Here is a 22,587-nt window from a genome sequence, read left to right as displayed (position 1 = left end):
CGTTATTCATTGCCCCATTGATTCAGGAAGTTCGCAATATCGTCAATGCGCGCTTCATCTATCTCCGCCTGGACAGCCATCTCCCGCTGCGCCTCTTCACTGATTTCCTCATTGTTGTATAAGCGAGTGAGCAGCAGCTGAAAATAGTGTGCCAGTGGCGTACGCTCCGCCTCTTCTGGCGGTTTTGCCGTTTCAGTCGCATACTCGTCGACGATGTCATAATACTTGAGCGGGATATCATGGGTCATAGCGTTGTTTTCCGTCTTGTGTGCATAAAAAACGGGAACCCTCAGGCTCCCGTTGTCATTTAACCCAGCGAGTGGATTACATGTTCGCGATAATCGCGTCGCCAAACTCTGAGCATTTCAGCAGTTTAGCGCCTTCCATCAGACGTTCAAAGTCATAGGTGACGGTTTTCGCGTTAATCGCGCCTTCCATACCCTTAACGATCAGGTCTGCGGCTTCGAACCATTCCATATGACGCAGCATCATCTCTGCGGACAGAATGATAGAGCCTGGGTTGACTTTGTCCTGGCCTGCATATTTCGGTGCAGTACCGTGAGTTGCTTCAAACAGGGCGCACTCGTCACCGATGTTCGCGCCCGGGGCGATACCGATACCACCGACCTGCGCTGCCAGCGCATCAGAGATGTAGTCGCCGTTCAGGTTCATACAGGCGATCACGTCATATTCAGCAGGACGCAGCAGGATCTGTTGCAGGAACGCATCGGCGATCACATCTTTAATGATGATCTCTTTACCGGTGTTCGGGTTTTTAATTTTCTGCCATGGGCCGCCGTCGATCAGTTCACCGCCGAACTCTTCGGTCGCCAGCTGGTAGCCCCAGTCTTTGAACGCGCCTTCGGTGAACTTCATGATATTGCCTTTGTGAACCAGGGTCACAGAGTCACGATCGTTGGTGATAGCGTATTCGATGGCGGCACGCACCAGACGCTTGGTCCCTTCTTCGGAGCACGGCTTGATGCCGATGCCGCAATGCTCAGGGAAGCGAATTTTCTTCACGCCCATCTCTTCGCGCAGGAATTTAATCACTTTTTCTGCATCAGCAGAATCCGCTTTCCATTCGATACCGGCGTAGATGTCTTCAGAGTTTTCACGGAAGATGACCATGTCGGTCAGTTCCGGGTGCTTAACCGGGCTTGGAGTGCCCTGGTAGTAACGCACCGGACGCAGACACACATACAGATCCAGTTCCTGACGCAGCGCCACGTTCAGGGAGCGAATGCCGCCGCCAACTGGCGTGGTCAGAGGGCCTTTGATAGCAACGCGATAGTCGCGGATCAGGTCCAGCGTTTCGGCTGGCAGCCAGACGTCCTGGCCATAAACTTGAGTCGATTTTTCACCGGTGTAAATTTCCATCCAGGAAATTTTACGCTCGCCTTTGTAGGCTTTCTCAACAGCGGCATCAACCACTTTCAGCATTGCCGGGGTAACGTCTACACCGATACCGTCACCTTCGATGAACGGGATAATCGGGTTGTGAGGAACGTTAATCTTGCCGTTTTGCAGGGTGATCTTTTTACCTTCCGCCGGAACAACTACTTTGCTTTCCATTAACCTCTCCTTCGAGCGCTTCTGGTTGTTACTGATCTTATGTTAATAAATTGTAATGAGCCTTCCGATAGTACCTGATTGTCCGACGCCATGAAAGGTCTTCGTTATTAGGCTATAATGCGGCAATTGATAACGCCTGAAAATACCATGACGAAAACTTCTTTTAGAAAACACCGGGTTGAGCGATTCAGCTCACGACAAGCCACCAGAAGAACGCCAGAACCCCAGCCAACGCGGGTCATACTGTTCAATAAACCCTACGATGTATTGCCGCAGTTTACCGACGAGGCCGGGCGCAGCACGCTGAAGGATTTTATCCCCGTTCAGGGGGTCTACGCGGCCGGGCGTCTGGATCGCGACAGCGAGGGGCTGCTGGTGCTTACCAATGACGGCGTGCTCCAGGCCAGGCTTACTCAGCCGGGCAAACGTACCGGAAAAATTTACTATGTGCAGGTTGAAGGCGAGCCGGACGACGCGTCGCTGGCAAAGCTGCGCAACGGCGTAACGCTGAACGATGGTCCTACCCTGCCAGCTGGTATTGAGCGCGTGAATGAACCCGAGTGGCTGTGGCCGCGCAACCCGCCGATTCGTGAGCGCAAATCGATTCCCACCAGCTGGCTTAAAATCACCCTTTATGAAGGCCGCAACCGACAGGTCAGGCGCATGACTGCGCATGTGGGCTTCCCTACCCTGCGACTCATTCGCTACGCCATGGGCAGCTACACGCTGGACTCGCTGGCTAACGGGGAATGGCGGGATGTTACCCCTAAGGAGAACTGATGTTTAAACCCCACGTTACGGTCGCCTGCGTGGTCCACGCGCAGGGGAAATTCCTGGTGGTGGAAGAGACCATCAACGGCAAAGCGCTTTGGAATCAGCCAGCCGGGCATCTTGAAGCCAACGAAACCTTATTGCAGGCAGCGAAACGCGAGCTCTGGGAAGAGACGGGTATCCGCGCCGAACCGCAGCACTTTATCCGTATGCATCAGTGGATAGCGCCTGACCAGACATCTTTCCTGCGCTTTTTATTCGCCGTTGAGCTTAACGAAACGTGCGCCACTGAACCGCACGACGACGATATCGATCGCTGCCTGTGGGTGACCGCAGACGAGATCCTGAACGCGCCAAACCTGCGCTCGCCGCTGGTTGCGGAAAGCATCCGCTGCTGGCAGTCTGCGGCTCGCCTGCCGCTGGATGTCATTGCAGAATTTAACTGGCCGTTTACAGAGGGTGTCAATGGTGGGGGGGCGTGATAGAATACGCCGCCTTGAAGTTCAATGTCGTGAGTATTCCATGTCAGATAACAGCCAGAAAAAAGTGATCGTCGGCATGTCCGGCGGTGTCGATTCCTCCGTTTCCGCCTACCTGTTGCAGCAACAGGGCTATAAGGTGGAGGGCCTGTTCATGAAGAACTGGGAGGAAGACGATGGCGAGGAATACTGCACTGCCGCTGCGGATCTCGCCGATGCGCAGGCCGTGTGCGATAAGCTCGGCATCGAACTGCACACCGTTAACTTTGCCGCAGAATACTGGGACAACGTTTTTGAACTCTTCCTCGAAGAGTACAAAGCGGGCCGCACGCCAAACCCGGATATCCTGTGTAACAAAGAGATCAAATTCAAAGCCTTCCTGGAATTCGCCGCGGAAGATCTGGGCGCAGACTACATTGCGACCGGCCACTACGTGCGTCGCGCGGATGTGAATGGTAAAAGCCAGCTGCTGCGCGGTCTGGATGGCAATAAAGATCAGAGCTACTTCCTCTACACGCTGAGCCATGAACAGATTGCCCAAAGTCTGTTCCCGGTCGGCGAGCTGGAAAAGCCGGAAGTACGTAAGATTGCTGAAGATTTGGATCTGATCACCGCGAAGAAAAAAGACTCCACCGGTATCTGTTTTATCGGCGAGCGTAAATTCCGCGAGTTCCTGGGGCGCTACCTGCCTGCACAGCCGGGCAAAATCGTCACCGTTGACGGTGATGAGATTGGTCAGCACCAGGGGCTGATGTACCACACTCTCGGCCAGCGTAAAGGTCTGGGTATCGGCGGCACCAAAGAGGGCAGCGAAGATCCGTGGTACGTGGTCGACAAAGATGTCGAAAACAATATTCTGGTGGTGGCTCAGGGTCACGACCATCCGCGCCTGATGTCCGTTGGACTTATCGCGCAACAGCTGCACTGGGTCGATCGCGAGCCGCTGAAAGGCACGCTGCGCTGCACCGTGAAAACGCGCTACCGCCAGACGGACATCCCTTGCACCGTCACCGCACTGGATGACGATCGCATTGACGTGCGTTTCGACGAGCCGGTTTCCGCCGTTACCCCTGGCCAGTCTGCTGTTTTCTACAGCGGCGAAATTTGCCTCGGCGGTGGGATCATTGAACAGCGCCTGCCGCTGCCTGCTGTTTAAACCGTTTGCACACATAAAGGAGACCGTGTGGCGAAGAACTATTACGACATCACCCTGGCGCTGGCGGGAATTTGCCAGTCAGCCCGTCTGGTGCAACAGCTGGCGCATCAGGGTCATTGCGATGCTGATGCCCTGCACGTTTCACTCAACAGCGTTATCGATCTTAACCCAGGCTCCACGCTGGGCGTCTTTGGCGGCAGTGAAACCAATCTTCGTCTCGGTCTTGAAACCCTGCTCGGCGTGCTCAACGCCAGCAACCGTCAGGGGTTGAACGCGGAACTGACCCGCTACACCTTAAGCCTGATGGTGCTGGAACGTAAGCTGAACGCGGCGAAAGGCGCCATGAATACCCTGGGCGATCGCATCGCCGGGCTACAGCGCCAGCTCGACCACTTTGACCTCCAGTCTGAGACCCTGCTGAGCGCGATGGCCGGTATCTACGTGGACGTAATTAGCCCGCTCGGCCCGCGTATTCAGGTCACCGGTTCGCCTGCCGTATTGCAAAGCCCACAGGTACAGGCGAAGGTACGCGCTTCGCTGCTGGCAGGCATCCGTGCCGCCGTGCTGTGGCAACAGGTCGGCGGTGGCCGCCTACAGCTCATGTTTTCTCGTCATCGCCTGACGACTCAGGCAAAACAAATTCTTGCTCATTGTTAACCTCCCGGAGTTGCGAATTATGGAATTATCCTCACTGACCGCCGTATCCCCTGTCGATGGACGCTACGGCGATAAAGTCAGCGCGCTGCGCGGGATCTTCAGCGAATATGGCCTGCTGAAGTTCCGTGTTCAGGTTGAAGTGCGCTGGCTGCAAAAGCTGGCCGCCCAGACAGCAATCAAGGAAGTTCCTGCTTTTGACGCAAAGGCAAACGATTACCTTGATAAAATCGTTGCTGAGTTCAGCGAAGAAGATGCCGCGCGTATTAAAACCATCGAACGCACCACCAACCACGACGTGAAAGCGGTTGAATACTTCCTGAAAGAGAAAGTGGCAAGCGTCCCTGCGCTGCACGCGGTATCTGAATTTATTCACTTCGCCTGTACCTCTGAAGATATTAACAACCTGTCTCACGCGCTGATGCTCTGTACTGCACGCAAAGAGGTGGTACTCCCTTACTGGCGTAAAATCATCGATGCGGTGAAAGCGCTGTCCGTGGAGTACCGCGATATTCCGCTGTTGTCCCGTACTCATGGCCAGCCAGCAACCCCATCCACCATGGGTAAAGAGATGGCGAACGTGGCGTACCGCATGGAACGCCAGTATCGTCAGCTGGAGCAGGTTGAGATCCTCGGCAAAATCAACGGCGCGGTGGGTAACTACAACGCCCACATCGCGGCGTACCCGGAAGTGGACTGGCACCAGTTCAGTGAAGAGTTCGTGACGTCTCTGGGGATCCAGTGGAACCCGTACACCACCCAGATTGAGCCGCACGACTACATCGCCGAGCTGTTTGACTGCATTGCGCGTTTCAACACCATCCTGATCGACTTCGATCGTGATGTCTGGGGCTACATCGCCCTGAACCACTTCAAGCAGAAGACCATCGCCGGGGAAATCGGTTCGTCCACCATGCCGCACAAAGTGAACCCAATCGACTTCGAAAACTCCGAAGGTAACCTGGGCCTGGCGAATGCCGTGTTGCAGCATATGGCGAGTAAGCTGCCGGTCTCCCGCTGGCAGCGCGACCTGACTGACTCCACGGTGCTGCGTAACCTGGGCGTGGGTATTGGCTACGCGCTGATCGCCTACCAGTCCACCCTGAAGGGTGTGAGCAAGCTGGAGGTGAACCGCGACCGTCTGCTGGACGAGCTGGATCACAACTGGGAAGTGCTGGCGGAGCCGATTCAGACCGTGATGCGTCGTTATGGCATCGAAAAACCGTACGAGAAACTCAAAGAGCTGACCCGCGGTAAACGCGTTGATGCTGAGGGTATGAAACAGTTTATCGATGGTCTGGCGCTGCCCGAAGAAGAAAAAGCGCGCCTGAAAGAGATGACCCCGGCAAACTATATTGGCCGCGCCATTACTATGGTTGACGAGCTGAAGTAATCACCCTCCCCCTTTCCACCCGGAAAGGGGGCTGCTTTTCATCATCGTGTCGACGTTCACACCCCGTTACAGGCTCTGCCGGGATTACAACCTGTTGTCAGGCTGGTTGTTATTTTTCGCCGTGGAATAACTTTCCGGAATATATCGTTTTAAGCCGAACGGGCAAAGCCTGAACTGGCACGGGGTCTCAACCGTGCATGGACGATCCATCTCCTGCCGGTTACCTGGACACGCGTTTTTCTGTTTGAACCCCATCCAGCCTATTGATGTATAGGGCATTGCCTGCGCTATCCATACCCTACGCCGCCGATCGTTAATCAGGATACCCTGGTTTGAGGTGGTGATGATTTCACCGGCACGAACGTAATAATCCCCTTTTAGCCAAAGGATATAATTCAGGCCATATTGTGTTTCAACTTTGCAAAAGATGGTTCCACTTTCCGGGCTCGCAATAGTCTCAACAACCTTCCATTCCATAGAATCCTCTTTACTCGCTATATTGCTGTTTTGTTGTGTAAAAATGCTGATTTTCTGGCACATCTTATGCAAATCTAATTTCGCACCATAAAATAAGCGTAGACAAAGACAGACATAGTGAGAACATCCTTACAAAAAAAAGAGCAATCTTTACAAAACTGGCGTGCCCGTTCTGTCAAAAAAGCGACTCGCCTTCAACCGTTCATAAACGGATGGATGTTTTATCCGGATTGCGGAAGCGTGCGAAAACAAGTCAGTTTATATTACCCGCGCCTTCTGGGGGCGTATGAGGCTTATGTGAGGTGGGTGGGCGATATGAAACAGGATCAGGTCAACATACTTAATAATCAGATGCCTGGCGTAATGCCACCTGTCTTCAGAAGCATGAAAAAAATCATTTAATTTCATAACGCTGGTGTCAACCTGGATAATCAGCGTTAAACTATTCATACCATTTATAAAGGGAGAAATGATGATGCGCGTACTGGTTGTTGAGGATAACGCATTGCTACGTCATCACCTGAAAGTTCAACTTCAGGAGATGGGTCATCAGGTGGACGATGCTGAAGACGCAAAAGAGGCCGATTATTATCTCAATGAACACCTGCCGGACATCGCCATTGTCGATTTAGGGCTGCCGGATGAAGACGGATTATCTCTTATCCGCCGCTGGCGTAGCCATGACGTTTCCCTGCCGGTACTGGTGCTGACTGCTCGCGAAGGCTGGCAGGACAAGGTTGAAGTGTTGAGCGCAGGCGCAGATGACTACGTGACCAAACCCTTCCATATTGAAGAAGTCGCCGCGCGTATGCAGGCGCTGCTGCGCCGCAACAGCGGGCTGGCGTCACAGGTGATCTCTCTGCCGCCGTTCCAGGTGGATCTCTCCCGCCGCGAATTTTCAATAAATGATGAAGTAATCAAGCTGACCGCATTCGAATACACCATCATGGAAACGCTGATCCGTAACAACGGTAAAGTGGTGAGCAAAGATTCACTGATGCTTCAGCTTTATCCGGATGCCGAACTGCGCGAAAGCCACACCATTGACGTGCTGATGGGCCGCCTGCGCAAAAAAATTCAGGCACAGTACCCGCACGACGTGATTACCACCGTGCGTGGTCAGGGCTACCTGTTCGAATTACGCTAAATGAAAGGGATTTTGCGCCACATTTTACCCCTTTCACTGCGGGTTCGCTTTCTGCTGGCAACCGCCGCCGTCGTGCTCGTGCTGTCCCTCTCTTACGGAATGGTGGCGTTGGTCGGGTACAGCGTAAGCTTCGATAAAACCACCTTCCGCCTGCTTCGCGGCGAAAGTAATCTGTTCTATACCCTGGCGAAATGGGAGAACAACCAAATCACCGTCGAGATGCCGGAAAACCTGAACCAGCAGAGCCCAACGCTGGCACTCATTTACGATGAAAAAGGAAAATTGCTGTGGGCGCAGCGCGACGTCCCCTGGTTGAAAAAGCGCATCCGTCCGGAATGGCTTAAAACCAATGGTTTTCACGAAATAGAAGCCGACCTCAACTCTACCAGCATCCTGCTGCGTGACGATCGGGCGTTACAGAACAAGCTCAATGAGATCCGCGCTGAAGATGACGACACGGAGATGACCCACTCGGTGGCCATCAACCTGTATCCCGCCACTCTGAACATGCCGCAGCTGACCATTGTAGTGATCGATACCATACCGGTTGAGCTAAAACGTTCGTATATGGTCTGGAACTGGTTCGTGTACGTTCTGGCTGCCAACCTGCTGCTGGTGATCCCTCTCCTGTGGGTTGCTGCGTGGTGGAGCCTCCGCCCGATTGAATCCCTTGCCAAAGAGGTGCGCGAGCTGGAGGAACATCACCGCGAGAAGCTTAACCCTGAAACTACGCGCGAACTGACCAGCCTGGTGCGCAACCTCAACCGCCTGCTGAAAAGCGAACGTGAACGTTACGACAAGTATCGCACGACGCTCACCGATCTTACGCACAGCCTGAAAACCCCGCTGGCAGTGATGCAAAGTACACTGCGTTCAATGCGCAGTTCGAAAATGAGCGTGGATGACGCCGAGCCGGTAATGCTGGAGCAAATCAGCCGTATTTCACAGCAGATTGGTTATTACCTGCACCGCGCGAGCATGCGTTCCGGAAGCGCCTTATTGAGCCGTGAACTGCACCCGGTAGCCCCGCTGCTGGATAACCTCACCTCTGCGCTGAACAAGGTTTACCAGCGTAAAGGGGTAAACATCAGTCTGGATATCTCACCGGAAATAAGCTTTGTTGGCGAGAAGAATGACTTTATGGAAGTGATGGGAAATCTGCTCGATAACGCCTGCAAATATTGTCTGGAGTTTGTCGAGGTGTCCGCGCGCGTAACGGATAACGAACTGCATATTATCGTTGAGGATGATGGTCCTGGCATTCCCCATAATAAACGCGAAGTGGTATTCGATCGCGGTCAGCGCGCCGATACGCTGCGCCCGGGCCAGGGTGTCGGATTATCCGTCGCCCGGGAAATTGTCGATCAGTACGAGGGCAAGATTGAAACCGGCGAAAGCCTGCTGGGCGGTGCCCGTATGGAAGTCATTTTTGGCCGCCAACAGCCCGGATTGAACGATAGTTAACCCGAAATGTGAAAAATACGCGGATCTCGCAGCCAGGGGTCGGTGCTTCCGTTATAATCCGTCTCAGTAAGAGCCTGCGGAATACAAAAATATGGATTATCAATTAACGCTTAACTGGCCCGAATTTATTGAACGTTACTGGCAAAAACGCCCGGTCGTTCTTAAACGCGGGATCAGCAATTTTATCGACCCTATTTCTCCTGACGAACTCGCTGGTCTGGCGATGGAAAACGAGGTAGACAGCCGTCTGGTGAGCCATCAGGACGGGAAATGGCAGGTCAGCCACGGTCCCTTTGAAAGCTACGATCACCTGGGCGAAAGCAACTGGTCTTTACTGGTGCAGGCGGTCAACAACTGGCACGAACCCACCGCAGCCTTGATGCGTCCCTTCCGCGCCCTCCCAGACTGGCGAATGGACGATCTGATGATCTCCTTCTCTGTTCCCGGTGGCGGCGTGGGTCCGCATCTTGATCAGTACGACGTGTTTATCATTCAGGGTACCGGTCGCCGTCGCTGGCGAGTGGGCGAAAAAGTGCCAATGAAGCAGCACTGCCCGCACCCGGATCTGCTTCAGGTTGATCCGTTTGAAGGGATCATTGATGAAGAGCTGGAGCCAGGCGACATTCTGTATATCCCGCCAGGCTTCCCGCATGAAGGTTATTCCCTTGAAAACTCGCTAAACTATTCGGTTGGTTTCCGCGCGCCAAGCGGCCGCGAGATGATCAGCGGATTCGCTGACTATGTTTTACAGCGCGAGCTGGGCAGCCATCGTTACAGCGATCCGGATGTTCCGGCGCGTGAGCACCCGGCCGATATTCTGCCAGAGGAGCTGGATAAGCTGCGCGGTATGATGCTGGATCTGATCAACGAACCGGAGCACTTCAGACAGTGGTTTGGCGAGTTTATCAGCCAGTCGCGTCACGAACTGGACGTCGCACCGCCAGAGCCGCCGTATCAGGCAGATGAAATTTATGATGCCCTCCAGCAGGGCGATAAGCTGGTTCGTCTGGGCGGATTACGTGTATTGCGCATTGGCGAAGAGGTATTCGTCAACGGCGAGCGCCTGGACTCTCCACACCGTCCGGCACTGGAAGCGATTGCCAGCCATATGGTGCTGTCTGCGGATACCTTTGGCGACGCGCTGGACGATCCCTCCTTCCTCGCCATGCTGGCCGCGCTGGTTAACAGCGGGTACTGGTTTTTTGAGGACTGAGTCATGATGTTTGCCGGGTGGCGGCTACGCCTTACCCGGCCTACAAAAGCCGTTCCCGTAGGCCCGGTAAGCGATGCGCCACCGGGCTTTTTTTACTTCCGCTCCCCCGCCGCAAAATCCTCAATCTCACCCGCCCAGTCTGCCGGATATAACCCCTCCCGCACGTCCCGATGAAACGTTGAATAGGGCCAGTCGACGACTTTCCCGACATAGCCATGCTTCAGCGGATTGATGTAGACGTAATCCATATGCCGCCGATAATCCTGTTCATTGCGAATAGTGTGCTCCCAGAAACGCGGCTGCCAGACGTGGCGCATCTCAATGTTGCGGCTAAACATTTTTTTGATGTCGCGCCAGCGCGCCGAAAAGTCACTGTCACCTTCCGGTAAGGTCCAGATACAGTGCATATGTTCAGGCAGGATAACCCAGGCGTTAATGGTGAAGGGCTTCGCATGCTTAACCGTGGCGGTAGCGGAACGCAGGCTGTCGATGTGGCGGGTAAGTAAATCGCTCTGGCGGTTTTGCAGATTGACGGTGAAAAACCAGGTCCCACCGGGGATGTAGTGGCGGCGGTAGTTTGACATTGGCACTCCTTGCCCATTGCCCGGTGGCGCTTCGCTTACCGGGCCTACGATCGAAATGTAGGCCGGGTAAGGCGTAGCCGCCACCCGGCATGAAACATTACCGCTTCGCGGTTAACTCTGCTATCCGCACAATCACCTGCACCGCTTTTTCCATCCCTTCCAGCGTCACGAACTCATGCTTGCCGTGGTAGTTATATCCACCGGTAAACAGGTTCGGGCACGGCAGGCCCATAAATGACAGCTGCGAACCATCGGTTCCACCACGGATCGGTTTCATCACCGGCTCGATATCACAATCGCGCATCGCCTGCTGGGCGATATCAAGAATGTGCGGATGCTCCATCACCTTCTCGCGCATATTGTAATAGCTGTCTTCGATGATGAGCTCAATATAGCAATCCGGATGCAGCCCCTTGCCGACCTTTTTCGCGATCTCCATCATCTTACGCTTGCGCGCTTCAAAGGCTTTGCGGTCAAAATCGCGGACGATATAGTGCATCTGCGCGCTGTCCACGTTCCCCTTGATGCTGGTCAGATGATAAAAACCCTCATACCCTTCCGTCATCTCCGGGCTCTCTTCGGCAGGAACTTCCGCATGAATACGCGCAGCCAGCGACAGCGCATTCACCATCACCCCTTTCGCAGAGCCCGGGTGCACGTTATTCCCGACGATTTTGATCGTCACCGATGCCGCGTTAAAGTTTTCATACTCAAGTTCACCCACGCCGCCACCGTCGACGGTGTAGGCCCACTGAGCGTTAAACGCCTCGACGTCAAAATGTTTCGCGCCTTTTCCTACCTCTTCATCCGGCGTGAAGGCCACGCGGATATCGCCATGTGGGATATTTTTGCCCTTCAGCACCGCCAGCGCCGTCATGATCTCGGCGATACCCGCTTTGTCATCGGCCCCCAGCAAGGTTTTGCCGTCGGTGGTGATTAACGTCTGCCCCAGCAGCTGATGCAGTACAGGGAACATCACCGGCGACAGCACTTCGTCGCCAATGCCCAGCGCAATATCTCCGCCGCGGTAGTTTTCAACAATCTGCGGATTAACGTGTTTACCGCTAAAATCAGGTGAGGTATCGACATGAGAAATAAAGCCAATCGCCGGGATATCTCCCTCAACGTTGGCCGGCAGCGTTCCCATCACGGTCCCTTTTTCACTGAGCGTGACATCAACCAGCCCCATGGCATCCAGCTGCTCTTTCAGCAGATTTAGCAGCTTCCACTGGCCTTCGGTGCTTGGCACCTGTCGGACCCCCGGCTTAGATTGGGTATCCAGCGAAACGTAATGTAAGAAACGCTCAAGTAGTTTATCCATGCAGTCACCCTCACTTTTTGTGACAACATTATCATTAAGCAGCAAAACGCAAATATTGCGTCAGGTCACTTTTATCCCGCAAACGAGAACTTTTTACGTTTATATCGTTCTGCGTTAATAAATGTAGCTTATGAATAAGTGAGAAGGATTGGCGATTCAATGGGTTTGCCGTAGAATGTCCGCCCTCATTACGAGTCACCAAGGTGGTTACACACAAACCCCGCTTCAGTCTGCTGCCTGAGGCGTCTATATGGGACAGCGCGAAAATTGAATACACAACCCCGTTCCCTTTCACCGCTGGTGCAACTGGAACGAATTCGTAAAAGTTTCGATGGCAAAGATGTCATTTCCGATCTTAATCTGACCATCAATGACGGTGAGTTTCTCACGCTGCTTGGCCCCTCCGGCTGCGGCAAAACCACCGTCCTGCGCCTTATTGCCGGGCTGGAAAGCGTCGATAACGGCCATATCCATCTTGAGAACCAGGACATTACCCAGGTCCCTGCCGAAGATCGCCACGTCAATACCGTCTTTCAGAGCTATGCCCTGTTCCCGCACATGACCGTGTTTGAGAACGTGGCGTTTGGCCTGCGGATGCAAAAAACACCCACCAGCGAGATCCCGCCGCGCGTTACCGAAGCCCTGCGCATGGTGCAGCTGGAGGCATTCGCCCAGCGCAAGCCGCATCAACTTTCTGGTGGTCAGCAGCAGCGTGTGGCCATTGCCCGCGCCGTGGTCAACAAACCACGCCTGCTCCTGCTGGATGAATCCCTCTCCGCGCTGGACTACAAGCTGCGCAAGCAGATGCAGAACGAGCTGAAAGCGCTTCAGCGTAAGCTCGGCATCACGTTCGTGTTTGTCACTCACGATCAGGAAGAAGCCCTGACTATGTCAGACCGTATCGTGGTGATGCGTGAGGGTAAGATTGAGCAGGACGGCACGCCGCGTGAAATTTACGAGGAGCCGAAAAACCTGTTCGTCGCCAGCTTCATTGGCGAAATCAATATTTTCAACGCCACGGTGATTGAGCGTCTGGACGAGCAGCGCGTGCGCGCCAACGTGGAAGGCCGCGAATGCAACATCACGGTGAACTTTGCCGTGGAAAAGGGACAAAGGCTCAACGTTCTGCTCCGCCCGGAAGATCTTCGCGTCGATGAGATCCACGACACGGCTGATGCCGAAGGTCTGATCGGTTACGTTCGCGAACGCAACTACAAAGGGATGACCCTCGAATCCGTTGTGGAACTGGAAAACGGCAAAATGGTGATGGTTAGTGAGTTCTTCAACGAGGACGATCCGGACTTCGACCACTCGCTGGATCAGAAGATGGTCATCAACTGGGTAGAAAGCTGGGAGGTTGTACTGGCTGATGAAGAACACAAGTAAGTTCCAGAATGTGGTGATTGCCACGATCGTCGGTTGGCTTGTGTTGTTTGTCTTTCTTCCCAACCTGATGATCATCGTAACCAGCTTCCTGACCCGCGACGACGCGAACTTCGTCGCGATGGTCTTTACGCTGGACAACTACGCACGCCTGCTCGATCCGCTCTACTTTGACGTGCTGCTGCACTCGCTCAATATGGCGCTGATTGCCACCGTTGCCTGTCTGGTGCTGGGGTATCCGTTCGCGTGGTTCCTGGCTCGCCTGCCGCAAAAAGTGCGTCCGCTGCTGCTGTTTTTACTGATTGTGCCATTCTGGACCAACTCGTTAATCCGCATATATGGGCTGAAAATCTTCCTCAGCACCAAAGGTTATCTTAACGAGTTTCTGCTGTGGCTTGGGGTTATTGATACGCCGATCCGCATTATGTTCACTCCGAGCGCGGTGATCGTCGGCCTGGTCTATATCCTGCTGCCGTTTATGGTGATGCCGCTTTACTCAAGTATTGAAAAGCTTGATAAACCACTTCTGGAAGCCGCGAGAGACCTGGGGGCCAGCAAGCTGCAAACCTTTATCCGCATCATTATCCCGCTGACCATGCCGGGCATTATTGCCGGATGTCTGCTGGTCATGTTGCCTGCGATGGGCCTGTTCTACGTGTCGGATCTGATGGGCGGGGCGAAAAACCTGCTGATCGGCAACGTGATCAAGAGCCAGTTCCTGAACATCCGCGACTGGCCGTTCGGCTCGGCCACCAGCATTACGCTGACGGTGGTAATGGGGCTGATGCTGCTGGTTTACTGGCGTGCCTCACGCCTGCTGAACAAGAAGGTGGAGCTGGAATGATCGGTCGACTGCTTCGCGGCGGTTTTATGACCGCCATTTATGCCTATCTCTATATTCCAATAATCATTTTGATCGTGAACTCCTTTAACAGTTCACGCTTCGGGATCAACTGGCAAGGGTTTACCACCAAATGGTATGGCCTGCTGATGAACAATGACAGTCTGCTACAGGCCGCTCAGCACTCGCTGACGATGGCGGTATTCTCTGCCACCTTCGCGACGCTGATTGGCTCGCTGACCGCCGTGGCGCTGTACCGCTACCGTTTTCGCGGTAAGCCGTTCGTCAGCGGTATGCTGTTTGTGGTGATGATGTCCCCGGACATCGTGATGGCCATTTCACTGCTGGTGCTGTTTATGCTGCTGGGCGTCCAGCTCGGTTTCTGGTCGCTGCTGTTTTCGCATATCACCTTCTGCCTGCCGTTTGTGGTGGTAACCGTCTACGCGCGACTGAAAGGGTTCGACGTACGCATGCTGGAAGCGGCGAAGGATCTGGGAGCCAGCGAGATGACCATTCTGCGCAAAATCATCCTGCCGCTGGCGATGCCTGCCGTGGCAGCCGGATGGCTGCTCAGCTTTACCCTGTCGATGGACGACGTGGTCGTGTCCTCCTTCGTCACCGGGCCGAGCTACGAAATTCTGCCGTTGAAGATCTACTCAATGGTGAAAGTCGGTGTTTCACCCGAAGTGAACGCGCTGGCGACTATTCTGTTGGTGTTATCGCTGGTTCTGGTGATTGCCAGCCAGGTTATTGCTCGTGATAAAACAAAATCTCAGGGGACACAGAAATGAAAAAAATGCTTGCCGCTGCGGCACTGGTGCTCGGAATGGGTGCCGCGCATGCTGATGACAGCAAAACGCTCTATTTCTACAACTGGACCGAGTATGTGCCGCCGGGCCTGCTGGAGCAGTTCACCAAAGAGACGGGCATCAAGGTGATCTATTCGACCTACGAGTCGAATGAAACCATGTACGCCAAGCTCAAAACCTATAAAGATGGCGCGTATGACCTGGTGGTGCCGTCGACCTATTTCGTCGACAAGATGCGCAAAGAAGGCATGATCCAGAAGATCGATAAAACGAAGCTAACCAATTTTTCAAACCTCGATCCTGAGATGCTAAACAAGCCATTCGACCCGAACAACGATTATTCCATTCCGTACATCTGGGGCGCGACGGCAATTGGCGTCAATAGCGATGCCGTTGATCCAAAAACGGTTTCATCCTGGGCTGACCTGTGGAAGCCGGAATACAAAAGTAGCCTGCTGTTAACCGATGATGCGCGCGAAGTGTTCCAGATTGCGCTGCGTAAACTCGGCTACTCCGGCAACACCACCGATCCGAAAGAGATCGAAGCGGCGTATAACGAACTGAAAAAGCTGATGCCAAACGTGGCGGCGTTCAACTCGGATAACCCGGCTAACCCGTATATGGAAGGTGAAGTGAATCTGGGGATGGTCTGGAACGGCTCTGCGTTTGTGGCGCGTCAGGCCGGTACGCCGCTGGAGGTGGTCTGGCCGAAAGAGGGCGGCATCTTCTGGATGGACAGCCTCGCGATCCCGGCTAATGCGAAAAACGTCGATGGCGCCCTGAAGCTGATTAACTTCCTGCTGCGCCCGGATGTGGCAAAACAGGTGGCGGAAACTATTGGTTACCCGACACCAAACCTGGCCGCGCGGAAGCTGTTAAGTCCTGAAGTGGCGAATGATAAATCGCTTTATCCGGACGCTGAAACCATCAGCAAAGGGGAATGGCAGAACGACGTCGGTGACGCGAGCCGCCTGTATGAAGAGTATTATCAGAAGCTAAAAGCAGGCCGTTAATGCACAACGGGCGACGCAAGGTCGCCCGTTACCCTTACAGCCCCTTCAGGAGTTTATCCACAAAGGCTGGCACCACCTCGCTGGCCAGACCGTAATGCTTCTCTTCAAACTCACTCCCGACCTGGCTTGGCTCCAGATTAAGCTCCACCGTATGGGCACCTTGCAGTCGCGCTTCGTGAACAAACCCCGCCGCCGGATAGACATGCCCTGAGGTACCAATGGCGATAAAGACGTCCGCCATGGCCAGGGCGCTGTAGATCTCATCCATTCCCAGCGGCATTTCGCCAAACCAGACCACATGGGGACGCAGACGCGAAGGGAACTGACAGCAGTGGCAGCGGTCTTCGTCCAGCACGTCCTCTTTCCACTCCAGCACCTGCCCACTCCATGCGCACCGCACCTTGAGCAGTTCGCCGTGCATGTGAATGATGTTGTGGTTTCCGGCTCTTTCGTGAAGATTGTCGATGTTTTGCGTCACCAGCAGAAAACGATCCCCCAGCGCCTCCTCCAGCTTTGCCAGCGCCAGGTGCGCCGCGTTTGGCGCAATCTCCGGCTGCTGAAGCTGGCGACGACGGGCGTTGTAAAACGCCTGAACCAGCGCCGGATCGCGGGCGAAACCTTCCGGCGTCGCCACATCTTCTACTCGGTGTTCTTCCCACAGCCCGTCCGCCGCGCGGAAGGTCTGAATACCGGATTCGGCGGAGATCCCCGCCCCGGTCAACACCACCACTCTGGGTTTATCCATCGCTTCTGGCATCATCCTGTCTCTGAAAAAGATCCGCTGACGCAGGCGTTCACGTAAGCGGCGTTTATTTTTGCGAAAACGGCTGAGTCGACCCTGGCGACGCGACAGCATAGTAACCTCGTAAACTAATCGGTGAGATGAAGGAATGCGGCTCCGCGCATGCCTCCTGCGTCCCCGTGTCGCGCACGCTCAATGCGCGGCACGCGGGCGACCGGCAATAAATGTCGGGGCAAACGCCCGGACAGTTGTTCCGTAATCGCAGAGAAATTTGACAGCCCTCCCCCGATCACCAGCAGATCCGGGTCGACGATGGTCAGGATATTCCCCAGACACACCGCCAGCAAATCAAGATAGCGCTCAACGTGCTCACGCGCCTGCGCGTCTCCCTGCTCCCACAGCGTAATGATTTGAGGGGCCTCAAGTTTCTGATGATAGAAGTGTTCATAAAGCCATGCAAACCCGCGCCCTGAAAGGTAACTCTCAATGCAGCCGTGCTGACCACAGCCGCAGCGGGTAAGCGGGAAATCACGACCAACGACGTCCAGCGCATCCACCGGCAGACGGATATGACCAAATTCTCCGGTAATGTAGCTGCGCCCGGTAATGGGCTTACCGTTAATGACAATCCCGCCACCGACGCCCGTTCCGAGGATCAGCCCCATCACCAACGGATAGCGACGAAACTCGTCGTCCCAGGCCTCTGAGAGAGCAAAACAGTTGGCATCGTTGTCTAAGCGCACGTCGCGCTCAAGGAGAGCAGAAAGATCGGCACGCAGGGGTTTGCCGCTGGCAGCAGGAACGTTGGCGGCATACAGCGTGCCGTCGTCGGTTTCGGGCATACCCGGTATACCAATGCCGACGCTGCCTTTGACGCCAAAGCGTTCATCCGCCTGCGCCACCAGCGCGGCAATGGCGGTTAAAAATTCATCGTAGCTATCGCGCGGCGTAGGCACGCGGGTTTCCCATTGTAGCTTAAGGTCTTTATCGAACACGCCGAGCGCAATCTTGGTGCCGCCAATATCAAATCCGTAATACATGATGCATTCCTCTGTTTGATTCAGCGGCAAAAGACCGCTAAACCATGACGAAATTACTGGCCACTTAATACCCTCGCCGGATCAATTCGGCTTGCGCGACGCGCCGGATACCAGCTTGCCAGCAGACTCAGTAAAAGTGCTGTAACCAGCACATAAATGACGTCCAGCCAGTGCAGTTCAGACGGCAGGAAGTCAATAAAATAGATATCGCCTGACAGGAATTGATGGCCGATAAGCGCCTCAATCCCGTTGATAATCGGCGTCAGCTGAAGAGACACCACCACGCCGATGACCACGCCGTAGAGGCTACCAAACAGCCCCGCCAGCAAACCGTACCAGACGAAGATGGCGCGAATAAGACCGTCTTTCGCCCCTAAGGTACGCAGCACGGCAATGTCGCCGCTCTTGTCCTTAACGGCCATGACCAGCGTAGAGACGATATTAAAGCACGCCACGCCAATCACCAGCACCATCGCCAGATACATAATCGCGCGGATCATCTGGATATCACGGTACATATACCCGTAAGTGCCGATCCAGCTTTTGATGTAGACATAGTTATTGGTCACGCTGCCAGCGTCACGCACGAGTGTATTGGCGTTGAAAACGTCGTTAACCTTAATGGCAATGCCCGTCACGCTGTCGCTCATATCCAGATACTGGCGCGCATCTTCCAGCGGCACCATCGCGAAGCTGTGATCGAGCTGGCCGCTCAGCTGCAAAATACCGGTGACGTGCAGACGCACGCGCTTAGGCTGCTGCAATTTGTGATCAGCGCTGGCGTTCGGGATCATGATCGAGACCCAGTCGCCCTGCTTCACCTTCAGTGCATCGGCAACGCCTTTGCCCATGATGATCTGCTGTTCGCCAGCCTTAAAGTTTGCCCATGCGCCATTTTGCACATAGCGAGGCAGCGCACTCAGACGCTCCTCCTGACGTGGATTCACCCCTTTCACCTGAATGGCGCGCAGGTTTACCCCGCTCTCTACCAGCCCGGTAAAGTTGATGTAAGGTGCAGCCGCCGCAATGCCGGGTACCTTTTCCACTTTGTTCAGGGCATCACGCCAGCTGGACCACGGCTGGTTAACCGGCTCGATTTCACCGTGGGGTACAACGGCCAGAATGCGGTTATTCAGTTCGCGCTCAAAGCCATTCATGGCGCTTAAGCCCACGATTAGAACCGCCACGCCCAGGGCGATACCGATGGTGGAGATCACAGAGATAAGGGAAACCATCCCGCTCCGGCGACGACCGCGGCTAAAGCGTAACCCAATGAGTAACGATAACGGTGAAGCCATTACTCCGCTCCCATCAGCGTCAGTTCTGCATTCAGACGACCGTCGCGCATTTCCAGCTGACGGCCCATCCGCTTAGCCAGTTGCAAATCGTGCGTGACCACCAGAAACGCGGTTCCCTGCGCGGCGTTCAGTTCGCCGAGAAGCTGGAAAATGCTGTCTGCGTTACGCGCATCGAGGTTACCTGTCGGCTCATCCGCCAGCACCAGGCGCGGGTTGTTGACCAGCGCACGGGCGATGGCCACACGCTGACGCTCGCCGCCGGAAAGCTCAGAAGGACGGTGATTCCCGCGATGACCCAGCCCTACCGCGTTTAGCATGTCGCTGGCGCGGGCATTAATTTCCGCGGGTTTCTTTTTACCAATCAGCAGCGGCATTGCGACGTTTTCCAGCGCCGTAAAGTCCGGCAGCAGGTGGTGGAACTGATAGATAAAACCCAGCTCACGGTTACGCAGCTCGGCTTTCGCCGTAGACGACATTTTACTCAGCGGCTGCCCGGAAAAGATCACATCGCCTTCGGTTGGCGTGTCCAGCCCGCCCAGCAGGTGCAGCAGCGTACTTTTGCCGGAGCCGGAGCTGCCAACAATCGCCATCATCTCGCCTTCGCCCACGCTAAAACTCACATTGTGCAACACGTCGGTCTGCACAGTGCCTTCCTGATAGCGTTTGGACAGGTTGTCGCACTGCAACAGGATCTTATTCATAACGTAAAGCCTCAGCGGGTTGAGTGGCGGCAGCCCGCCAGGAAGGATAAAGCGTAGAGAGCAGCGCAATAGCCATCGCGGCCAGCGCAATACCGACCACCTGGAGCGGCTCGATAGCCACCGGCAGCGCCGCACCATCAAGCAGCGCGCCGATAATCGGCATGAGATTGTTGAGCTGGCTGGCGAGCAGCGCACCCAGCGCCGCGCCGAGCAGCGCGCCGATGATGCCAGCGCTGGCGCCCTGAACCATAAATACCGCCATGATCTGGCGCGGCGTCAGCCCCTGGGTTTGCAGAATGGCGACTTCGCCTTGCTTCTCCATCACCATCAGCCCGAGCGAGGTGATGATATTAAACGCGGCAACGGCCACGATCAGGCTCAGCAGCAGCCCCATCATGTTTTTCTCCATGCGCACGGCCTGGAACAGTTCGCCTTTGCGGTCGCGCCAGTCCTGCCATTTCGTTCCTTCCGGTAGCGTCTGCTGGCTAAGGGTATCCACCTTCAGCGGCGCATCAAGCCACAGACGCCAGCCGGTGATATTTCCCGCCGGGTAGCGCATCAGACGCGAGGCGTCCTGAATGTTAACCAGCATCTGGTAACCATCGACTTCGCTGTTCGCCGCAAACGTGCCAATCACGTTGAACAGGCGCTGGCTTGGCAGACGCCCCATCGGCGTAAACTGACTGGCTGAGGGCACCATCACGCGCAGTTGATCGCCACGGTTGACCCCGAGCTGCCCGGCAAGCTGCTCGCCGAGGATGACGTTGTATTTACCCGCTTCCAGGTCGGTTTGTTTTACGTTGACCAGGAACGGCGTCAGCGGATCTTTTTGCGCCGGATCGATACCCAGCATCACCCCGACCGCCACGCTGCGGGCGCTTTGCAGCACCACATCGCCCGTCGTGAGGGGCGCAACGCGCGTGACACCCTGTAACTTCACCGCGCTTTCCGGCAGCTGTTGCGGGTTAACGGAGCCCTGAGTGGAAGAGAGAACGGCCTGCGGCATCAGCCCCAGGATATTGTTTTGCAGCTCGCGCTCGAAGCCGTTCATGACGGAAAGCACCGTCACCAGAGCCATCACGCCAAGCGTAATGCCAATAGTCGAAAGCCAGGAGACAAAGCGACCGAAGCGGTCCGCGGCGCGTCCACGCATGTAACGTAAGCCTATGAAGAGTGCGACAGGTTGATACATGAAATCCGTCTGTTTGCTGATAGCAGACCCACGAGTATATAAGCGAATCCGCTAAGCGTAAATGACTGAAACCGTAAGATTCGGTAATCATTTTTCCGAAAAATTCAGATAAATCATCATGCTACTGACTGAACTTCCGCCATACAGCCTCCACCTTTTCCGAAAATCGTCCTGATACAGACTGTTACCCGTTACATTGGGGTTTCATTTTACAACAATCGACCTTTCGTTTATGGCAACAAGGTCGTCACGCACAATGAAACAAAAAGCATTATGGATTAACCAGATAAAAGGGCTGTGCATCTGCCTGGTGGTGATTTACCACTCGGTGATCACCTTTTATCCTCACCTGGACGGGCTACAGCATCCGTTATCGGGCCTGCTCGCCAAATGCTGGGTCTATTTTAATCTTTACCTCGCCCCGTTCCGTATGCCGGTGTTTTTCTTCATCTCCGGCTATTTGATTCGTCGATATATTGACGAGGTGAACTGGCGCACCAGTCTCGACAAGCGGATCTGGAGCATTGTCTGGGTGCTGGCCCTGTGGGGCGTCCTGCAATGGCAGGCGCTGACCCATCTGAATGCCTGGCTCGCCCCCGAGCGTGAACTGGCGACAGCATCCAATGCGGCCTACGCCGATTCCGTTTCAGGGTTTGTACTGGGAATGCTCACGGCCAGCACCAGCCTGTGGTACTTGTACGCCTTAGTGGTCTACTTCACGCTCTGTAAACTGCTGAGCCGCTGGAAACTGCCGATGCTGGGGCTTCTGGCGCTGGCAAGCATCGCCATTAACTTCCTGCCTTTACCATGGTGGGGAATGAACAGCGTGGTGCGCAACATGATCTACTACAGCCTCGGCGCATGGTACGGCGCGCAGTTGATGACGTGGATGAAAGGGATGAATTTGCGCCGCAGCTGGCTGGTACTTATCGCCTCTGGCGCGGTGTCGGTAGTGCTGTGGTTCGCTAATGTTCCTCTGCCGCTCTCACTGCTGTCGATCGTGGTCATCATGAAGCTCTTTTACAGCTTCGAGCAGCGTTATGCCGTTCATCCCAATAATCTGCTGAACGTCATCGGTTCAAACACCATCGCGATTTATACCACTCACCGCATTTTAATTGAGGCGTTTAGCCTGCTCCTGATTCGCGAAATGAATGCGGCGTACTGGCCGATCTGGGCGGAGTTAACGCTGATTCTGGTCTATCCGTTCGTCAGCCTGCTCGTCTGCACGCTGGTTGGACTGGGCGCACGTAAGCTCTCGACCGCCCTCTTTGGCGACCTTTTCTTCTCCCCTCCCGCGCGTCTTACGCCACAGCTCGCCAGCCGCTAACCTA

At 54.9% G+C, this 22,587-nt stretch carries 23 protein-coding genes; 13 read left to right on the top strand and 10 right to left on the bottom strand.

Annotated features, from left to right (window positions below; all coding sequences use genetic code 11):
* Positions 1–2: 2 nt before the first annotated feature.
* Both ACQG1K_RS08770 and icd read right to left on the bottom strand, forming a co-directional pair.
* Positions 3–248: a DUF2543 family protein gene (locus tag ACQG1K_RS08770; RefSeq protein ID WP_022647773.1), complete on the bottom strand. Its 246-nt coding sequence runs from the start codon at positions 246–248 to the stop codon at positions 3–5.
* Positions 249–324: 76 nt separating this feature from the next.
* Positions 325–1,575 (bottom strand): NADP-dependent isocitrate dehydrogenase, encoded by a 1,251-nt coding sequence (gene icd / locus ACQG1K_RS08765; protein ID WP_003857898.1) that lies wholly within the window; start codon positions 1,573–1,575, stop codon positions 325–327.
* 117 nt (positions 1,576–1,692) lie between these two features.
* Here icd and rluE point away from each other — a divergent pair, with 117 nt between their 5' ends.
* From rluE to purB, 5 genes are read left to right on the top strand one after another with little or no spacing between them, the layout of a single operon-like run.
* Positions 1,693–2,355: a 23S rRNA pseudouridine(2457) synthase RluE gene (gene rluE, locus ACQG1K_RS08760; protein ID WP_022650805.1), complete on the top strand. Its 663-nt coding sequence runs from the start codon at positions 1,693–1,695 to the stop codon at positions 2,353–2,355.
* Positions 2,355–2,828: an NUDIX hydrolase gene (locus ACQG1K_RS08755; RefSeq protein WP_367076246.1), complete on the top strand. Its 474-nt coding sequence runs from the start codon at positions 2,355–2,357 to the stop codon at positions 2,826–2,828. The genes rluE and ACQG1K_RS08755 overlap by 1 nt, the downstream gene beginning before the upstream one ends.
* A 40-nt stretch (positions 2,829–2,868) precedes the next feature.
* Entirely contained in the window at positions 2,869–3,981 is a 1,113-nt protein-coding gene (gene mnmA / locus ACQG1K_RS08750) for a tRNA 2-thiouridine(34) synthase MnmA (RefSeq protein WP_032103856.1), read from the top strand.
* 27 nt (positions 3,982–4,008) lie between these two features.
* Positions 4,009–4,638 (top strand): high frequency lysogenization protein HflD, encoded by a 630-nt coding sequence (gene hflD, locus ACQG1K_RS08745; protein WP_006809213.1) that lies wholly within the window; start codon positions 4,009–4,011, stop codon positions 4,636–4,638.
* Positions 4,639–4,657: 19 nt separating this feature from the next.
* Positions 4,658–6,028, top strand: coding sequence for an adenylosuccinate lyase (gene purB / locus ACQG1K_RS08740; protein WP_105322650.1), 1,371 nt, complete (start codon positions 4,658–4,660; stop codon positions 6,026–6,028).
* Between the two features lie 84 nt (positions 6,029–6,112).
* Here the strand turns inward: purB and ACQG1K_RS08735 are convergent, their stop codons facing one another.
* A complete protein-coding gene (locus tag ACQG1K_RS08735; protein ID WP_022647769.1) occupies positions 6,113–6,505 on the bottom strand; it encodes a hypothetical protein in 393 nt (130 codons plus the stop codon).
* Positions 6,506–6,980: 475 nt separating this feature from the next.
* Between ACQG1K_RS08735 and phoP the strand changes: the two genes are divergently transcribed.
* From phoP to ACQG1K_RS08720, 3 genes are all read left to right on the top strand, one after another.
* Positions 6,981–7,652 (top strand): two-component system response regulator PhoP, encoded by a 672-nt coding sequence (gene phoP, locus ACQG1K_RS08730; protein WP_026094318.1) that lies wholly within the window; start codon positions 6,981–6,983, stop codon positions 7,650–7,652.
* A complete protein-coding gene (phoQ, locus tag ACQG1K_RS08725; RefSeq protein WP_023299812.1) occupies positions 7,653–9,116 on the top strand; it encodes a two-component system sensor histidine kinase PhoQ in 1,464 nt (487 codons plus the stop codon). It begins immediately after the preceding gene.
* A gap of 91 nt (positions 9,117–9,207) precedes the next feature.
* Positions 9,208–10,329: a cupin domain-containing protein gene (locus ACQG1K_RS08720; protein ID WP_022647767.1), complete on the top strand. Its 1,122-nt coding sequence runs from the start codon at positions 9,208–9,210 to the stop codon at positions 10,327–10,329.
* Between the two features lie 92 nt (positions 10,330–10,421).
* Here the strand turns inward: ACQG1K_RS08720 and ACQG1K_RS08715 are convergent, their stop codons facing one another.
* On the bottom strand, positions 10,422–10,913 hold the full coding sequence (locus ACQG1K_RS08715) for an REP-associated tyrosine transposase (protein WP_022647766.1): 492 nt from the start codon (positions 10,911–10,913) through the stop codon (positions 10,422–10,424).
* A 97-nt stretch (positions 10,914–11,010) separates the two neighbouring features.
* Positions 11,011–12,234 carry a peptidase T gene (pepT, locus tag ACQG1K_RS08710; protein WP_023305881.1) on the bottom strand — a complete coding sequence of 408 codons (1,224 nt, stop codon included), beginning with the start codon at positions 12,232–12,234 and terminating at the stop codon, positions 11,011–11,013.
* A gap of 237 nt (positions 12,235–12,471) precedes the next feature.
* Between pepT and potA the strand changes: the two genes are divergently transcribed.
* From potA to potD, 4 genes are read left to right on the top strand one after another with little or no spacing between them, the layout of a single operon-like run.
* Complete coding sequence (potA, locus tag ACQG1K_RS08705; protein WP_165838634.1) at positions 12,472–13,620, top strand: spermidine/putrescine ABC transporter ATP-binding protein PotA; 1,149 nt, start codon at positions 12,472–12,474, stop codon at positions 13,618–13,620.
* Positions 13,604–14,461, top strand: coding sequence for a spermidine/putrescine ABC transporter permease PotB (gene potB, locus ACQG1K_RS08700; protein ID WP_022647763.1), 858 nt, complete (start codon positions 13,604–13,606; stop codon positions 14,459–14,461). Before potA ends, potB begins: the two co-directional genes overlap by 17 nt.
* Entirely contained in the window at positions 14,458–15,249 is a 792-nt protein-coding gene (gene potC, locus ACQG1K_RS08695; RefSeq protein WP_015570805.1) for a spermidine/putrescine ABC transporter permease PotC, read from the top strand. Before potB ends, potC begins: the two co-directional genes overlap by 4 nt.
* A complete protein-coding gene (gene potD / locus ACQG1K_RS08690; RefSeq protein WP_022647761.1) occupies positions 15,246–16,280 on the top strand; it encodes a spermidine/putrescine ABC transporter substrate-binding protein PotD in 1,035 nt (344 codons plus the stop codon). The genes potC and potD overlap by 4 nt, the downstream gene beginning before the upstream one ends.
* A 34-nt stretch (positions 16,281–16,314) precedes the next feature.
* Here potD and cobB read toward each other — a convergent pair whose 3' ends face one another.
* Genes cobB through lolC form a run of 5 tightly spaced genes read right to left on the bottom strand, consistent with a single transcriptional unit; the run spans position 16,315 to position 21,253 of the window.
* Entirely contained in the window at positions 16,315–17,136 is an 822-nt protein-coding gene (cobB, locus tag ACQG1K_RS08685) for a Sir2 family NAD+-dependent deacetylase (protein WP_022647760.1), read from the bottom strand.
* 14 nt (positions 17,137–17,150) lie between these two features.
* Positions 17,151–18,062 carry an N-acetylglucosamine kinase gene (gene nagK, locus ACQG1K_RS08680; protein ID WP_045622612.1) on the bottom strand — a complete coding sequence of 304 codons (912 nt, stop codon included), beginning with the start codon at positions 18,060–18,062 and terminating at the stop codon, positions 17,151–17,153.
* A gap of 53 nt (positions 18,063–18,115) precedes the next feature.
* Entirely contained in the window at positions 18,116–19,360 is a 1,245-nt protein-coding gene (lolE, locus tag ACQG1K_RS08675; protein ID WP_367076240.1) for a lipoprotein-releasing ABC transporter permease subunit LolE, read from the bottom strand.
* Positions 19,360–20,061 carry a lipoprotein-releasing ABC transporter ATP-binding protein LolD gene (gene lolD, locus ACQG1K_RS08670; RefSeq protein ID WP_022647757.1) on the bottom strand — a complete coding sequence of 234 codons (702 nt, stop codon included), beginning with the start codon at positions 20,059–20,061 and terminating at the stop codon, positions 19,360–19,362. Before lolD ends, lolE begins: the two co-directional genes overlap by 1 nt.
* On the bottom strand, positions 20,054–21,253 hold the full coding sequence (gene lolC / locus ACQG1K_RS08665) for a lipoprotein-releasing ABC transporter permease subunit LolC (RefSeq protein ID WP_017384712.1): 1,200 nt from the start codon (positions 21,251–21,253) through the stop codon (positions 20,054–20,056). The genes lolD and lolC overlap by 8 nt, the downstream gene beginning before the upstream one ends.
* 256 nt (positions 21,254–21,509) lie before the next feature.
* Between lolC and ACQG1K_RS08660 the strand changes: the two genes are divergently transcribed.
* Positions 21,510–22,583, top strand: coding sequence for an acyltransferase family protein (locus tag ACQG1K_RS08660; protein WP_022647756.1), 1,074 nt, complete (start codon positions 21,510–21,512; stop codon positions 22,581–22,583).
* Positions 22,584–22,587 lie beyond the last annotated feature (4 nt).

The organism is Enterobacter cloacae complex sp. 402C9 (assembly GCF_050030745.1).
GTDB lineage: Bacteria > Pseudomonadota > Gammaproteobacteria > Enterobacterales > Enterobacteriaceae > Enterobacter > Enterobacter intestinihominis.
Note: the sequence above shows the minus strand (reverse complement) of the source record. Positions and strands in the feature narration are given on the sequence as shown.

What these genes read in the sequence shown, in the direction of transcription:
- ACQG1K_RS08770 (WP_022647773.1), bottom strand. Translation starts at nt 248, where the DNA reads ATGACCCATGATATCCCGCTCAAGTATTATGACATCGTCGACGAGTAT.
- icd (WP_003857898.1), bottom strand. Translation starts at nt 1,575, where the DNA reads ATGGAAAGCAAAGTAGTTGTTCCGGCGGAAGGTAAAAAGATCACCCTG.
- rluE (WP_022650805.1), top strand. Translation starts at nt 1,693, where the DNA reads ATGCGGCAATTGATAACGCCTGAAAATACCATGACGAAAACTTCTTTT.
- ACQG1K_RS08755 (WP_367076246.1), top strand. Translation starts at nt 2,355, where the DNA reads ATGTTTAAACCCCACGTTACGGTCGCCTGCGTGGTCCACGCGCAGGGG.
- mnmA (WP_032103856.1), top strand. Translation starts at nt 2,869, where the DNA reads ATGTCAGATAACAGCCAGAAAAAAGTGATCGTCGGCATGTCCGGCGGT.
- purB (WP_105322650.1), top strand. Translation starts at nt 4,658, where the DNA reads ATGGAATTATCCTCACTGACCGCCGTATCCCCTGTCGATGGACGCTAC.
- ACQG1K_RS08735 (WP_022647769.1), bottom strand. Translation starts at nt 6,505, where the DNA reads ATGGAATGGAAGGTTGTTGAGACTATTGCGAGCCCGGAAAGTGGAACC.
- phoP (WP_026094318.1), top strand. Translation starts at nt 6,981, where the DNA reads ATGCGCGTACTGGTTGTTGAGGATAACGCATTGCTACGTCATCACCTG.
- phoQ (WP_023299812.1), top strand. Translation starts at nt 7,653, where the DNA reads ATGAAAGGGATTTTGCGCCACATTTTACCCCTTTCACTGCGGGTTCGC.
- ACQG1K_RS08720 (WP_022647767.1), top strand. Translation starts at nt 9,208, where the DNA reads ATGGATTATCAATTAACGCTTAACTGGCCCGAATTTATTGAACGTTAC.
- ACQG1K_RS08715 (WP_022647766.1), bottom strand. Translation starts at nt 10,913, where the DNA reads ATGTCAAACTACCGCCGCCACTACATCCCCGGTGGGACCTGGTTTTTC.
- pepT (WP_023305881.1), bottom strand. Translation starts at nt 12,234, where the DNA reads ATGGATAAACTACTTGAGCGTTTCTTACATTACGTTTCGCTGGATACC.
- potB (WP_022647763.1), top strand. Translation starts at nt 13,604, where the DNA reads ATGAAGAACACAAGTAAGTTCCAGAATGTGGTGATTGCCACGATCGTC.
- potC (WP_015570805.1), top strand. Translation starts at nt 14,458, where the DNA reads ATGATCGGTCGACTGCTTCGCGGCGGTTTTATGACCGCCATTTATGCC.
- potD (WP_022647761.1), top strand. Translation starts at nt 15,246, where the DNA reads ATGAAAAAAATGCTTGCCGCTGCGGCACTGGTGCTCGGAATGGGTGCC.
- cobB (WP_022647760.1), bottom strand. Translation starts at nt 17,136, where the DNA reads ATGCTGTCGCGTCGCCAGGGTCGACTCAGCCGTTTTCGCAAAAATAAA.
- nagK (WP_045622612.1), bottom strand. Translation starts at nt 18,062, where the DNA reads ATGTATTACGGATTTGATATTGGCGGCACCAAGATTGCGCTCGGCGTG.
- lolE (WP_367076240.1), bottom strand. Translation starts at nt 19,360, where the DNA reads ATGGCTTCACCGTTATCGTTACTCATTGGGTTACGCTTTAGCCGCGGT.
- lolD (WP_022647757.1), bottom strand. Translation starts at nt 20,061, where the DNA reads ATGAATAAGATCCTGTTGCAGTGCGACAACCTGTCCAAACGCTATCAG.
- lolC (WP_017384712.1), bottom strand. Translation starts at nt 21,253, where the DNA reads ATGTATCAACCTGTCGCACTCTTCATAGGCTTACGTTACATGCGTGGA.
- ACQG1K_RS08660 (WP_022647756.1), top strand. Translation starts at nt 21,510, where the DNA reads ATGAAACAAAAAGCATTATGGATTAACCAGATAAAAGGGCTGTGCATC.